This window comes from Sorangium sp. So ce1504 (assembly GCF_051521635.1).
Classification (GTDB): Bacteria; Myxococcota_A; Polyangia; order Polyangiales; family Polyangiaceae; genus Sorangium; species Sorangium cellulosum_B.
This window is the reverse complement of the sequence record NZ_CP150365.1, coordinates 13,024,334-13,038,071: the sequence shown is the minus strand read 5'-3', so window position 1 is coordinate 13,038,071 and position 13,738 is coordinate 13,024,334. Positions and strand designations below refer to the sequence as shown.

Annotated in this window: 7 protein-coding genes; 5 read left to right on the top strand and 2 right to left on the bottom strand. The window is 72.2% G+C overall.

The annotated features are described in order from the left end of the window. The first annotated feature begins 25 nt into the window (after positions 1 to 25). The 3 genes from WMF39_RS49250 (at position 26) to WMF39_RS49240 (ending at position 9,232) form a co-directional block, all read left to right on the top strand. Positions 26 to 4,183 carry an RHS repeat-associated core domain-containing protein gene (locus tag WMF39_RS49250; RefSeq protein WP_437743353.1) on the top strand — a complete coding sequence of 1,386 codons (4,158 nt, stop codon included), beginning with the start codon at positions 26 to 28 and terminating at the stop codon, positions 4,181 to 4,183. An 8-nt stretch (positions 4,184 to 4,191) separates the two neighbouring features. Continuing rightward, positions 4,192 to 6,633, top strand: a complete 2,442-nt coding sequence (locus WMF39_RS49245; RefSeq protein ID WP_437743352.1) for a hypothetical protein — start codon at positions 4,192 to 4,194, stop codon at positions 6,631 to 6,633. A 163-nt stretch (positions 6,634 to 6,796) separates the two neighbouring features. Continuing rightward, positions 6,797 to 9,232 carry a hypothetical protein gene (locus WMF39_RS49240; protein WP_437743351.1) on the top strand — a complete coding sequence of 812 codons (2,436 nt, stop codon included), beginning with the start codon at positions 6,797 to 6,799 and terminating at the stop codon, positions 9,230 to 9,232. A 112-nt stretch (positions 9,233 to 9,344) separates the two neighbouring features. On the opposite strand, the gene WMF39_RS49235 is transcribed toward WMF39_RS49240, so the two are convergent. Beyond that, on the bottom strand, positions 9,345 to 9,920 hold the full coding sequence (locus WMF39_RS49235; RefSeq protein ID WP_437743350.1) for a TetR family transcriptional regulator: 576 nt from the start codon (positions 9,918 to 9,920) through the stop codon (positions 9,345 to 9,347). Between the two features lie 259 nt (positions 9,921 to 10,179). Here WMF39_RS49235 and WMF39_RS49230 point away from each other — a divergent pair, with 259 nt between their 5' ends. After that, positions 10,180 to 11,274: an NADH:flavin oxidoreductase gene (locus WMF39_RS49230; protein WP_437743349.1), complete on the top strand. Its 1,095-nt coding sequence runs from the start codon at positions 10,180 to 10,182 to the stop codon at positions 11,272 to 11,274. A gap of 49 nt (positions 11,275 to 11,323) precedes the next feature. Beyond that, the gene (locus WMF39_RS49225) at positions 11,324 to 12,175 is read left to right on the top strand and encodes a ketopantoate reductase family protein (RefSeq protein ID WP_437743348.1); all 852 of its coding nucleotides are present in this window, start codon (positions 11,324 to 11,326) and stop codon (positions 12,173 to 12,175) included. A gap of 79 nt (positions 12,176 to 12,254) precedes the next feature. Here the strand turns inward: WMF39_RS49225 and WMF39_RS49220 are convergent, their stop codons facing one another. Further along, a complete protein-coding gene (locus tag WMF39_RS49220) occupies positions 12,255 to 13,709 on the bottom strand; it encodes a sigma 54-interacting transcriptional regulator (protein ID WP_437743347.1) in 1,455 nt (484 codons plus the stop codon). Positions 13,710 to 13,738: the final 29 nt, after the last annotated feature.

The window sequence follows — 13,738 nt, the reverse complement described above, 5'->3', positions numbered from 1 at the left end:
GAACGAGAAGACAGCGCGGTAGACCTTGCGGCTGACCGATCGGGTCGACGTGCTCTCCAGTGCGATCGTGGCGAGAAGAGGCGCCTTTCAGGTGCTGTGCCCCGCTGTTACGCTCGATCCAATGGCGCGCACGGCCCCCGTCCCGAATATCCCCGCGATCCCCGGCATGAACCCCGGCGTCTTCATCATGGGCGGCGGCGGAAGCAGCGGCGGCGGCAGCGGCAAGGGCGGCAAGGGGAGCGGCAAGGACCAGGGCGCCGACGGCTCCAACGGGGGCGACGGCGCCAACGGAGGGGGGAAGTCGGCCTGCGGCGGCGCGGGCGGCGACGGCTCTGGCTGCCCGAACCACCACGGATCGAAGAAGAGCGGGAAGGTGTCGAAGGGCGACCCGGTCGACGTCGCCACCGGCCGCGTGTTCACCGATCCCGTCGTCGACCTCGAGCTGCTCGGCGCCCTCGGCTTGCGGTTCGTGCGCCGCTACAGCTCGAGCGCCCGCGAGCGCGACGTCGGCCTCGGCTTCGGCTGGGTTCACTCGTTCGCGTGGGCCGTCGAGGTGCGGCGCCAGACCACCGTGCTGTGGACCGACACCGGCGCGGAGCTCTCGTTCGACCCCATCGCCGAGGGGGACGCCGGCATCGGCCCCGACGGCTGGGTCCTGACCCGCGATGCCAGCGGGTTCGTGCTCGATGACGCCGCTGGCACGTTCTACCTGTTCTCCGAGCGTGACGGCTCGACATACCGCCTCTCCGCCGTGCGCGATGCCCATGGCAACACGACGCGGCTCACCTACCGCGAGGGGCGTATCGAGTCGATCACCGACGCTGCCGGCCGCGTCGTGCGCGTGCGGCGCACGCCCGACGGCCGCGTCGCCGCGCTCGAGGTCAAGAACGCGCCCGAGCGAGGGAGGTGGGTGACCCTCCGGAGCTATACCTACAACGAGCGCGGCGACCTCGTCGCCGATACGGACGCTGAAGGCTGCGTCAGCCGCTACACCTACGACGATCACCGGCTGACGTCGCGCACGGATCCCGAGGACCTCACCTTCCATTTCCGGTACGACGAGCGTAGTCGCTGCGTCGAGACCTGGGGCGACCACCCCGATCCGGGGCGCCTCGGCCTCGCGGAGGGCGTGCCCGATACGCTCGCGGACGGCACGAAGGCCAAGGGGATCTACCACTGCACGCTCGTCTATGGCGACGACGGGTACTCGGAGGTGGCGGACTCGATCACCGTGCACCGCTACTTCGCCAACGAGTTCGGCAAGCTGGACAAGGCCGTATCCGGCGGGGCCGTCTACTGCCGCACCTACGATGAGAATGGCAATCTCCGCTCGTTCACCGACCCGCTCGGGGCCACCACGACCTGGGTCCGCGACGCCCGGGGCCGCACGCTCCGCGTGAGCGATCCGCTGGGCCGCATTACCGTCATCGAGCGCGAGCCGGACGGGCACATCCGCCGGGTCACCGACCCGGCCGGCGGCGTCACGGAGGTGACGCGCACCGCGGGCGCCCTGTACTGGACCGATCCGATCGGCGCGACCTTCGAGGTCCGCATCGAGGCGCGGGGGCTCATCACGGAGACCGTCGCGCCGAACGGCGCCCGCACGCGCTTCCTCCACGATGCGCACGGCAACCTGATCCAGAAGATCGACGGGATAGGCGCCGTCACCGAGCACGTCTACGACTACTGGGGACGTTGCCTCTCGGTGCGCGACGCGCTCGGGCACATCACGTCGTACGCCTACAACGACCGGGGCGATCGCGTCGCCGTGCGCCACCCGGATGGGGGCGTGACCCGCTATGCCCACGATCGCAACGGGGACGTCGTGCGCGTCGACCACCCGGACGGCACATCGACGCGCTTCGATCGGGGAGGCCTGCACAAGGTCTGCGCGATCCGCCGCCCGAACGGCGAGGTGAACCGGCTCGGCTACGACCGCGAGGGCCGCCTCGTGCAGGCCGAGAACGCGCGGGGAGACGTGTACCTCATGCGCTACGACACAGCGGGCCGCATGGTGTACGAGCGGACGTTCGCCGGGCTGGAGAAGCACTATCGACACGACATGGCCGGGCAGCTCCTCCACGAGAAGACCGGCGCGGGCGAGCTCACGGAGTTCACCTATGACGCGGCCGGACAGCTGGTACGGCGCACCCTGCCGGACGGCGCCACGGAATCGTTCGAGTACGATCATTGCGGGCAGCTGATCGCCGCCGTCACGCCCGCCGGGGAGCTCACGTTCACGCGCAACGCCGTGGGCTGGGTGGTGGAGGAGCGGCAGCTCGCGTCGGGGGAAGCGTTCGTCGTGCGGCGGACGTACGATCTCATGGGCAACGTGGTGCAGCGGACGACGTCGCTGGGCCACTCGGCCGCCTTCGCGCGGGACGCCTGCGGCCGGGCCACGCAGGTGGTGCTGGACGGGCGCACCGCGGTCGGGGTCGCGCACGACGCGCTCGGGCGCGAGATCGCCCGCGCGCTGCCGGACGGAGGGCGCATCCAGGTCGTCTACGACGCGCTCGGCCGCATGGCCCAGCGCTGGGTGGGCCTCCCCGGGCAAGCCAGCGCGGGCGCCGGCCGGCCCGAGTGGGTCGGCCCTCGCCCGCCGGGGACGACGGTGTACCAGGCGTTCCGCTACGGGCCGTGCTCGGAGCTCGTCGAGTCGTGGGACGACGCGCTCGGCCGGAGGCTGTTCGAGCACGACCCCGCGGGGCAGCTCCTGGGGGTCCGCGACGAGCGGGGCCGGGGGCAACGCTTCGCGTACGACGCCGCGGGCAACCTCCACGAGCCGGACGGCGAGCAGCGCGCTTACGGCGCCGGGAACCGCCTGGTGCAGAAGGGCGGCACCACGTACGCATGGGACGAGTCGGGCAGGCTCACGAGCGCGCGCGACGCGGAGGGGCGGCTGACGCGGTACACATGGAACGCCCTCGGGTTGCTCGCCGCGGTCGAGAAGCCCGACGGGAGGGTGGTCGAGCACAGCTACGATCCGTTCGCGCGGCGCATCGGGAAGCGCACGTTCGAGCGAACGCCCGACGGGAAGCGGAGCGAGCTGTCGAGCGTGCGCTTCGTGTGGGACGGCGGCGTGCTCGTCCACGAGATCAAGCGCGTGGCGCAGGCGTCGGGCGATCCCGTCGTGGAGGAGCGCACGTACTGCTTCGAGGAGGCCCGGTACGCCCCCTGGGCTCACCGCGACGCGCGCGTGGCGGGCGGGCGGCGCGAGGAGAGCCCGTGGTTCCATTACCTCAACGACGACGTGGGCGCGCCCGAGCGCCTGGTCGGCCCCGCGGGCGATGTGGTGTGCGAGCTCGATCGATCCGCGTTCGGCGCGAAGGTGAAGGAGGGCGGGCGGACCACGACGCCGCTCCGCTTCCCGGGCCAGTACGAGGACGAGGAGACGGGGCTCGTCTACAACCGCTACCGCTACTTCGACCCGGCGCTCGGCCGGTACCTGAGCGCGGACCCGGCGGGGCTCGACGGCGGGTTCAACGGCTTCGACTACGCCGGCAACGCGCCGACGCGGTTCGTCGATCCGAGCGGGCTGATGCCGTTCTCGACCGTCCGGAACGCGGCCGGGAACAACCCGGAGGGCAAGGATTTCACCGATCCGAAGAACCGTCGCGGGGTCCCGGGCGATATCGAGGGCAAGAGCCAGGGAGTGCGCGGCGGGCCGAGCGCAGAGGCTCAGCGCGAGCGGTTCGGCAAGGACGACGCGATCACCGAGGCCGTCAAGAACGCGCAGAGGGCGCGCGACCCGAAGACGACCCCGACGGGAGACACGACGTGCGCGGAGGTGGATGCGCTGCACAAGATGGCGCGGCAGATCCGCACCGAAGGAAACGCGCTGCGGACGGCGCAGGGGAAGCCAAAGATGAACAACGAAGAGGTGCGCGCTGCGCTTCAGAAGCGCTTCAGAGATGGCGCGACGATCGAGACCACGACCGAGACGGGCGACGGCATGGCGCCCTGCCCCATGTGCGCGCAGATCTTCCGCGAGCTCGGCCTCCACCCGGCGAACATCGGCGACGACGCAAAGGGCGGCGTGATCGGCCCTAACAACAAGAGTGAGACGAAGGTGAACAAGATGGGCCGATGGGATGGTACTTTCACACAGAGTAGCCAGGATACAAACTCTCGACGACACAACATCCGGACGGTGCGCTCCACGACACCCCCGTTCACCACCTGACGCGTGCGATGACGACACCGCCGCCCCATATCCTCGCCCCCGCGCTCGTCGAGCGCGCCTTCCGCTGCGCCTGGGATGAAGCGTCGAGCGCCATCCTCAACCCCGAGGAGCAAACCGTGCTGACCGCACTCGGCCGGTGGCTCGACGAGCCGGAGCTGCCCTATGCGATCTTGCATGGCCCGCGCCCAAGTCGACGCTCGGCCGTGGCCGCCCACTTGGTCCGAGCACAGCAAGAAGGCACCGCCCGCGCTGCGCGCCTCGTGCCCGTCGGGCCTGATCTCAGGCTCGAGCGCGACCTGGTCGCGCTGCTCACCTCGCGGCTGCGCGCCGATTATGTGGGCGGCCCGCCTCGGCTGCTGCGCGCTCGAATCGCGGAAGAGCACCTGCGCGTGGGGCCGCCCGAGGCCGAGCCGCCGCTGCTGCTCGCAATCACCGACGTCGAGGAGGCGGAGCCGCTCGTCGCCTGGCCGGCGCTGTTCTCCGCCGTAGGTCCCCGCATCAAGGTGCTCGCCACCGTCGAGGGCGACGACGCTACGGCCCACGCGTGGATCCCACGCCTCGGCTTCGATCCGGCGCGCACGCGGATCCATCCGCTGCCAGCGCGACCCTGGCCCGCGCCGGGCGATCCAGCGGAGATCGTCGCGACCGCCGGCGCGGTGCCAGCGCGGCTCCTCGGCCTGCTCTCCGTCGCCTACGGCCGGCTTCGCGAGGACGAGATCACGACCGCCCTCGGGGCCCCAATCGAGGGCGCCCTCGCCGGGGTCGAGCCGCTCGTCGCGGTCGTCGAGGGCACGTACGCGTTCCGCTCGAACGCGGCCCGCCGCGAGGTGGAGGGGCGCCTCGACTGCAGCGCGCGTGAGACGTCGACCCGCCGCCTGCTGTCGCTCCCGCCGGACGGCTATCCCTGCACCTACGTGCGTGCCCACCTCGAGCAGGCCACCGCGCCGCTCCAGGCATTCACCGCGCTGGTCACCGAGGAGCACCTCGCCCGCTGGATGGCTCGGCCCGAGGGCTATCTCGGCTTCGTCGCCGATCTCGAGCGTGTGCGCCACCACGCCGTGGAGGCGCTTCCAATGGGTCTGGGTCACGAAGCCGTGGCGCTCGCGGTGCGCGCGGCCCTGGTCGAGGCGAGCGTGAACTCATACACCGACCGCGAGGACCACGATGCTCCGGTGGGCGTCGAGCCGATGACTCGGCGAACGCCGATCGCGGATGCGCGAGATCAGGCCAGGGCGCTCATCGCGCTCGGCGCCGCGATGACGGCCGGCCCGGCGCGCGCCGAGGTGCTCACGTGGGCCGAAGACGCCACACGGCGCATCCCGGAGACCGACTTCCGCGGCGACGCATTCCTGAGCCTCGCCGATGTCGTCGAGGGCGAGGCGGGATACGCGTTCGCACGGGAAGCGCTCGCGACGTTCCGGACCACAGAGAACGCGGAGGATCGCGCGCACCAGATGCTCTTCATGGCGAAGGGGTTGCCTCCGGAGGAAGGGATCGCAGTCGCGCGCGAGGCGCTCAGAAGCCTCCGCGACGGCGCCGGAGATCCTGGCCGTGCCGAGGTCTTCGCCAGCGATTTTCCACGTGCCGTCGCCGAAGCGCTCTGGCCCGACGCGGAGGCGCTGCCTGAGCCCGCGCGAGCGCGGGTGCTCGCCGCGCTCGCGCGGGCCCTCGGCGATCCCGAGCGCGTGCGCACCGCGTTCGCCGCGCTGGAGCAGCACGCCGACCCATACGACCTGGACGAGCACCGGAGGCTCAAGTGGCTCGTGCCGTTCCTCGATGCCCCGGACGCCCGCCGCGCCGCGGCGCTCGCGCCCCGCTTCGGCGAGCAATCCGCCGAGATCTTCGAGGAGCTGATCCCGCGTCTCATCGCGCTGGGCGATCCCGCCGAGGACCTGCTCGAGACGCTGCCGGAAGCGGCACGCGTGCGGGTGCTGGCCCGGAGCCTCCCCTTCGCCGCGGAGCCGGCGCGGCTGCGGGCGCACATTGACGAGACCATTCGGAAGGCCGAGCCGCTCGAGCGCTACGGGCTGCTCTTCGACGTGGGCCCCTGGTTCGCAGCGACGGGTCACAGCGACACGGTGCTCGCCTGGATCGCGCCGCTCAGTGACGCCTACCACCAGGTCGCCCTCGGCTTCCTGGCACGCCACGATCCCGCGCACGCGCCCGAGCTCACGCGCCGCGCCCTTTCCCTGGCCCTGCGCTTCGGCGCCGACGAGCCGGGCCGCCTGCTCGAGCTGCTCCCGCTTGCCCGCCATTTCCCGGCCGAAGAGGCCGTCGCGGCGCTCGGTCTCCTGCTCGACGCGCTCGCCGCAGACATCCGATCTGCCGCGCTCGCGGGCGACGGCGTGAGCCTCGTGAAGCTCGCGCCGCTCATCGCTGCGCTCGCGGGCGACGATGGCCTAGCCGGCGCGGCGCGCGTGGTGGTGCAGGTCGCGGCGTGGTTCCCCTGAGCGCCGCTATCGACGCGGAAAGCCTCACGCCGACGCGCACCCGGTGGCGCGGTAAAAGCTTCCGCGAGGGGAGACGGCGCGCCAGCTCCGCAACGAAGGATGCGCCAAGCGAACGTCGCAACGGAAGCCCAATCTGACCCATCAACGGCAAGCGACGCATGCGATGACGACACCCCCGCCCCGGATCCCCGCCCCCGCACCCATCGAGCGCGCCTGCCGCTGCGCCTGGGACGAGGCGTCATGCGCCAAGCTCGACACCGAGGAGCACACCGCGCTGGCCGCGCTCGGCCGATGGCTCGACGAGCCGGACCTGCCCTATGCAATCTTGCACGGCCCGCGCTCGAGCCGGCGTGCGGTCGTGGCAGCCCACCTGGTCCGCGCGTCGCAGGAGAGCCCGGCCCGGACCGCGCAGCTCGCTCCCATCGGCACTGATCTCAGGCTCGAGCGCGACCTGGTCGCGCTGCTCACCTCGCGACTGCGCGCCGATTATGTGGGCGGCCCACCTCGGCTATTGCGCACGCGGATCTCGGAAGAGCATCTGCGCGTGGGGCCGACCGAGGGCGAGCCCTCGCTGCTGCTCGCGATCACCGACGTCGAGGAAGCGGAACCGCTCGTCGCCTGGCCAGCGCTGTTCTCCGCCGTGGGTCCCCGCGTCAAGGTGCTCGCCACCGTCGAGGGCGACGACGCCGCGGCCCGCGCGTGGATCCAGCGCCTCGGCTTCGATCCGGCGCGCACGCGGATCCATCCACTGCCGGCGCGGCCCTGGCCTGCGCCGGGCGATCCCGCGGAGCTCCTCGCGACCGCGGGCGCCGCATCAGCCAAGCTCCTCGGCCTGCTCTCCGTCGCCTACGGCCGGCTTCGTGAAGACGAGATCACCGCCGCCCTCGGAGCCCCGATCGACGGCGCCCTCGCCGGGATCGAGCCGCTCGTCGCAGCCTTCGAGGGCACGTACGCGTTCCGCTCGAACGCGGCCCGCCGTGAGGTGGAGGAGCGCCTCGACCGCGGCGCGCGGGACGCGTCGATCCGCCGCCTGCTGTCGCTCCCGCCGGACGGCTATCCGTGCGCCTACGCGCGCGCCCACCTCGAGCAGGCCGCCGCGCCGCTCCAGGCTTTCGCCGCGCTGGTCACCGAGGAGCACCTCGCCCGCTGGATGGCTCGGCCCGAGGGCTGCCTCGGCTTCGTCGCCGACCTCGAGCGCGTGCGCCGCCGCGCCGTCGAGCCGCTTCCAATGGGTCACGAGGCAACGGCCCTCGCGGTGCGCGCGGCTCTGGTCGAGGCGAGCATGAACTCATACGCCGACCGCGAGGACCACGAAGCTCCTGTGGGCGTCGAGCCCATGATCCGGGAAACGCCGATCGCGGACGAGCGAGATCAGGCCAGGGCGCTCACCGCGCTCGGCGCGGCGATGACGGCCGGCCCGGCGCGCGCCGAGGTACTCGCGTGGGCCGCGGACGCCGCACGGCGCACCCCGGCGGCCGAGTTCCGCGGGGATGGCCTCCTGAGCCTCGCCGAAATCGTCGGAGGCGAGACGGGATACGCGTTCGCGCGGGAAGCGCTCGCCACGTACCGGACGACGGAGAAGGCGGAGGATCGAGCGCACCAGCTGCTCTTCGTGGCGAAGTGGTTGCCACCAGAGGAAGGGATCGCCGTCGTGCGCGAGGCGCTCGCCGTCCTCCGTGACAGCGGCGGAGATCCTGGCGATCTCGACCTGTTCGCCGACCGCTACCCGCGCGCGGTCGCCGAGGCGCTCTGGCCCGAGGCGGAGGCGCTGCCCGGGCCCGCGCGGGCGCGAGCGCTCGCCGCGCTCGCGCGCGGCCCCGGCGATCCCGAGCGCGTACGCGCCGCCTTCGCCGCGGTGGAGCAGCACGTCAACCCGTACGACCTGCTGATGCAACGGACTCTCGCGGAGCTCGTGCCGTTCCTCGACGCCCCGGAGGCCCGCCGCGCCGCAGCGCTCGCACCCCAATTCGGCGAGCGCGCCGCCGAGCTCCTCGAGAGCCTGATCCCGCGCCTCCGGGCGCTGGGCGATCCCGCCGAGGACCTGCTCGAGACGCTGCCGGAAGCGGCGCGCGTGCGGGCGCTGGCCCGCAGCCTCCCGTTCGCCGCGGAGCCGGCGCGGCTGCTGGCGCGGATCGACGAGGCCATCCAGCAGGCCGAGCCGCGCGAGCGCGGCTGGATGCTCTTCGACGTCTGCCCCTGGTTCGCGGCGACGGGCCACAGCGACGCGCTCCTCGCCGAGGTCGCGCTGCTCAGCGACGGTGGCCGCCTGACCGCCCTCGGCATCCTGGCGCGCCACGATCCCGCGCACGCCCCCGAGTTCACGCGTCAGGCCCTCCCACTGGCCCTGCGCTTCGGCGCCGACGAGCCGAGCCGCCTGCTCGACCTGGTCCCGCTGGCCCGCCATTTCCCGCCCGAGGGCGCCGCCGCGGCGCTCGGCATCCTGCTCGACGCGGTCGCCGACGAATACCGCGGTGCCGCGCTCGCAGGCGACGGCGTGACCCTCGTGAAGCTCGCGCCGCTCATCGCGGCCCTCGCGGGCGACGACGGCCTGGCCGGTGCGGCGCGCGAGGTGGTGCAGGTCGCCGCGTGGTTCCCCTGAGCGCCGCGATGCTCGCGGGCAGCCGTCATGGACTGCCGAGCGCCCGCCTGCTTTGGCAGCGCGCCGGCGGCATCCTCGGCGGCAAATGACGCCCAGGCCTGGCACGGACCAGCTACCGCTTCTTCGTCGCCATCGCCTTCACGACCGCGTCGGCCGCCGTGACCAGCGAGCGCCTGAAGGCGTGCAGCCGCTGCTCCGCCGCCGATCCCTTCGCGGCCGGCTGGTTTGGCGCGAAGCTGAACCAGGACATCGACAGCCCGAGGAGGATGACGAACAGGTCCTCGGCGCACGGCTTCGGTGTCGCCCCGAGGTCGTAGGCCGCGGCGAGCTCCTGCACCTTGGCGGTCGCGACGTCGTGCTGCGCCTCGTCGGGGAGCTCGAGCTGCCTCCACATCATCATCCGCACGCTCTTCGGATTCTCGACCAGGTGATCGAAGACGCCTGCGACGAAGGCCGGCAGGTCCGACGGGTCGAAGGGCACGGCGTCGAACGCGATCTGGCACCGCTCCTCGAGCACGCTGCGGAACAGACCCTCCTTGGAGCCGAAATAGGCGTAGATGGCCTGCTTGTTCGCCGAGGCCCGCTCCGCGATGCGGTCCACGCGCGCCCCAGCCAGCCCTCGCTCGGCGAACTCGTCGAGCGCAGCGTCGAGGAGCCTCTTCTTGGTCGCCGCCGAATCGTAGCGCATGGGTGGATCCTTCATGGAGCACACGCCGTGGCGCGCGGCAAGGAGAGCGCACCGCCGCCTCGCCCAGTTGACACGGCCAAGGCCGCTCCCTAGGTTTAAACCATCCAGTTGGTTTAACACCGAAGAGCGCGCCGTCGATGACGAGGGCGCCGCGCGGTGTCGAGATTGCAGGCGCGGGCGTTGCCGGAGCGCCAGGGCGCTGCCGGCCGCGGCGCGGTGACGACAACGGCCCGCAGAGAACGGAAGAAGGGACGGAGCGATGGCGGATCCGCAATCGAACAAGAACGACGACGTCAGCGCGCTCTTCAAGCCATTCGAGCTGAAGGGGCTGAAGCTCGAGAATCGGTTCGTCATGGCGCCCATGACGCGCCAGCGATCGCCGGGCAACGCGCCGGGCGAGCCGAACGTCGATTACTACACCCGACGCGCTGCCGGAGACGTCGGGCTGATCCTGTCGGAAGGAACGGTCGTCGAGCGGCCGGGCAAGCTTCACCTCCGCGACGTACCCCACTTCTATGGCGAGCGGGCGCTGGACGGCTGGCGAAAGGTCATCGACAGCGTGCACAGGGCGGGAGGGAAGATGGCGCCCCAGCTATGGCACGTCGGGCTCGCCAAGCAGGATCCGAACGGCCACGAGGAGCCCGCGGCCCTGGAAGGCCCGGCGACCATGTCGCGCGACGACGTGCACGCCACCGTGCGGGCCTTCGGCAAGGCGGCGGCCGACGCGAAGCGCCTCGGCTTCGATGCCATCGAGATCCATGGCGCCCACGGGTACCTCATCGATCAGTTCTTCTACGAGGTGACGAACCAGCGCACCGACGAGTATGGAGGAAAGACCATCGGCGAGAGGAATCGCTTCGCCGTGGAGGTCCTCGAGGCCGTTCGAGAGGCCGTCGGGCCGGAGATGGTTGTGATCCTCCGCCTCTCGCAGTGGAAGATGGGCGCGTACGATCACAAGATCGCGAAGACGCCGAAGGAAATGGAGCAGTGGTTATTGCCGCTGGCAGAGGCGGGCGCCGATGTGCTCCACCTCTCCCAGCGACGCTACTGGGAGCCCGAGTTCGCCGGTTCCGATCTGAACGCCGCGGGATGGGCGAAGAAGATCACCGGCAAACCCACGATCACCGTGGGGTCGGTCGGCCTGTCCGGCGACCTCTTCGGGAACTTCGCGGGCGAGCCCTCCGCGCCCCAGGGGCTCGGCGAGCTCGTGCGCCGCTTCGAGCGCGGCGATTTCGATCTCGTCGCCGTCGGGCGCCCCTTGCTCAACGACCCGGCCTGGGTGGAGAAGATCAAGACCGGCAGGACCTCGGAGCTGACGGAGTTCACCAAGGAGAGCCTGGGCCGGTACTTCTGAATCGGCCCGTTATCCATGAGATCTTCCCACAGGAGCTACGGTGTAACGCATGAAGATTGCCATTGTCGGCGCCGGTAGGATTGGAAGCACCTTTGCCTTTCAGCTCGCGCGCGCGGGGCACGAGGTGACGGTGATCGCCCGTGGAGAGCGGCTGGAGCAGCTGCGGCGGGACGAGGCGATCGTGAGCGCCGCGGGCGAGCGCGCGGCGGTGCGCGTGAGCGCCGCGCTCGACGCGACGGCGCCGTGGGATCTGGTGCTCGTGACGGTGCTCGCGTTCCAGGTGGACGCCGTGCTCCCTGCGCTGGCCGGGAGCGCGGCGAAGTCCGTGATGTTCATGTTCAACACCTTCGAGCCGCTGGGCCGCCTCCGAGAGGCGGTGGGTCCGGCGCGCTTCGCCTTCGGCTTCCCTGCGATCCTGGCGACCCTCGAGGACGGCAAGCTGACGTCGAAGGTCGTCACCCGAGGGATGGTCACCACGGTGACCGACGCGGCCTGGGCGAAGGTCTTCACGGACGCCGGCATTCCCGCCGTCGTGCACTCCGACATGGAGAGCTGGCTGCGCACGCACGCGGCGCTCGCCGTGCCGGCGATGGTCGCCATCGTCACGGCCCACGCGCGGCAAGCAGGCGTGTCGTGGGCAGAGGCGATGAGCCTCGCGCGCGCCATGGAGGAAGGGCTCCGCGTGGTGCGTCACCTCGGAAACACCATCACGCCGGAGCCGATGGTGACGGTGAGCCGCCTGCCCACGCCGGCGGCGGCCGCGCTCCTGTGGGGGCTCAGCAGGGTCGACGCCGTCCGCAAGACGGGCGCCGTCGGGCCTGGCGAGCCGCGCGCGCTGATCGACGCGATGGCCGCCGCGGCACCCGGTCAAACGCCGACGCTGCTCGCGATCAGACCCTGAAGAAGGCAGCGAGCCCATCCACGAGGGCACGAGGCGCCCCGCCCTCGTTGAAGACGCCCGGGATGTCGTCTGGCCAGGGCTAGGTCGGGCTCTCGTCGACAGAGCCCGGCGCGTCGTCGGGCTCGCCGGCGCCCGTCGACGCCCCGAGGCCGTGCCGCTCGATGAGCCGGCGAAGCTGCGTCCGGTGCATGCCGAGCGCCCGCGCCGCGGCCCGCACGTTGCCGCCTTGCTCGCGCAGCGCCGCCTCGATGCGGGCGCGCTCGCCGGCGTCGAGCGGGGGGGCGCGCGAGGGCAGGGCGCGCGAGGGCAGCGCGCGGCGCGCCCGGGGCGCGGCAGGCGCGCTGTCTCGGCCTTCGGCGGGCGGGGCGCCGGAGGGCGGGTCGGGCTCGAAGAGGGCGCCGGCGCTCGGGCTGAGGTGCGCGGCCTCGACGCGCGAGGCCCCCTGCATGAGCGCGCTCTGGGCGGCGGCGCGCGCCTCGACCAGGAGCTCGCGCACGTTGCCCGGCCAGGGCCGCAGCAGGCACGCCTCGACAAGCGAGACGTGGAGCCCCAGCTCGGGCGCGAGCTGCCGCACTTGCCGCTCGATCAAGAGGGCCATCTCTTCGAGGCGCCGCCGCAGGGGCGGCAGCTCGACGGCGGGGCGCCCCAGGCGAAAGTAGAGGTCTTCGCGCAGCCGCCCGTTCGCGACCTGCGCGCGCAGATCGCGGTGGCTGGCCGAGCAGAAGGCAAAATCGACCTTCTTCGGCCTGGACGCGCCGAGCGCGAGCACCTCGCGCGTCTCGAGCGCGCGCAAGAGCTTGGCCTGCACCTCGAGGTCGAGCTCGCCGATCTCGTCGAGAAAGAGGGTGCCCCCCTCGGCCGCCTGGAGATACCCCTGCGCGTCGGCGTTGGCGCTCGAGTAGGTGCCGCGCTGCACGCCGAAGAGCAGGCGCTCGGCGATGCCCTGCGGGATGGAGGCGCAGTTGACCGGCACGAAGGGCCCGGCGGCGCGCGGGCCTTGCTCGTGAAAGGCACGGGCGACCCCCTCTTTGCCGGTGCCGCTCTCGCCGCGAATGTGCAGAGAGAGCCCGAGCTCGGCGGCGCGCGCCGCCTCGGCGAGCCGCCGCTGCATCGCCGGGCCTCGCACGAACCCCTGGCGCGCCACGACGCCCTGGCGCGCCAGGGGGCCGACGTCGATCAATGGCACGAAGAGCGAGTCGCCGAGGCGCACGACGCACGTCGCCTCGCGCGGCGCCCCCGCCGGCAGCGGCTCCCCGTCGACGACGGTGCCGTTCTGGCTGCCGAGATCTTCGACCCAGAAGCGCCGCCCATCGAAGCGGAAGCGGGCATGGCGCCGCGACATACGCGGGTCCTTCGCCTCGCCGAGCGCCGCCGAGCCGCGACCCAGCTCGAGCGCCTCGCCCTCGAAGGGCAGCGCGCTGGCCAGGGTCACCCCGGCGCCGAAGACGCGGACGAGGCCCGGCGCGGCGGCGGGCCCGCCGCTGCTCGAGGCGCGATGCCCGCTCGGCTGCAGGGTCGACCCGTCGTCCGTCATTCTACGGTCAGTATAGGTGCCTGGCGCCG

Bases quoted from the DNA above. Each gene is read 5' to 3' on its own strand.
- WMF39_RS49230 (WP_437743349.1), top strand. From the start codon at position 10,180: ATGGCGGATCCGCAATCGAACAAGAACGACGACGTCAGCGCGCTCTTC.
- WMF39_RS49225 (WP_437743348.1), top strand. From the start codon at position 11,324: ATGAAGATTGCCATTGTCGGCGCCGGTAGGATTGGAAGCACCTTTGCC.
- WMF39_RS49240 (WP_437743351.1), top strand. From the start codon at position 6,797: ATGACGACACCCCCGCCCCGGATCCCCGCCCCCGCACCCATCGAGCGC.
- WMF39_RS49220 (WP_437743347.1), bottom strand. From the start codon at position 13,709: ATGACGGACGACGGGTCGACCCTGCAGCCGAGCGGGCATCGCGCCTCG.
- WMF39_RS49235 (WP_437743350.1), bottom strand. From the start codon at position 9,920: ATGCGCTACGATTCGGCGGCGACCAAGAAGAGGCTCCTCGACGCTGCG.
- WMF39_RS49245 (WP_437743352.1), top strand. From the start codon at position 4,192: ATGACGACACCGCCGCCCCATATCCTCGCCCCCGCGCTCGTCGAGCGC.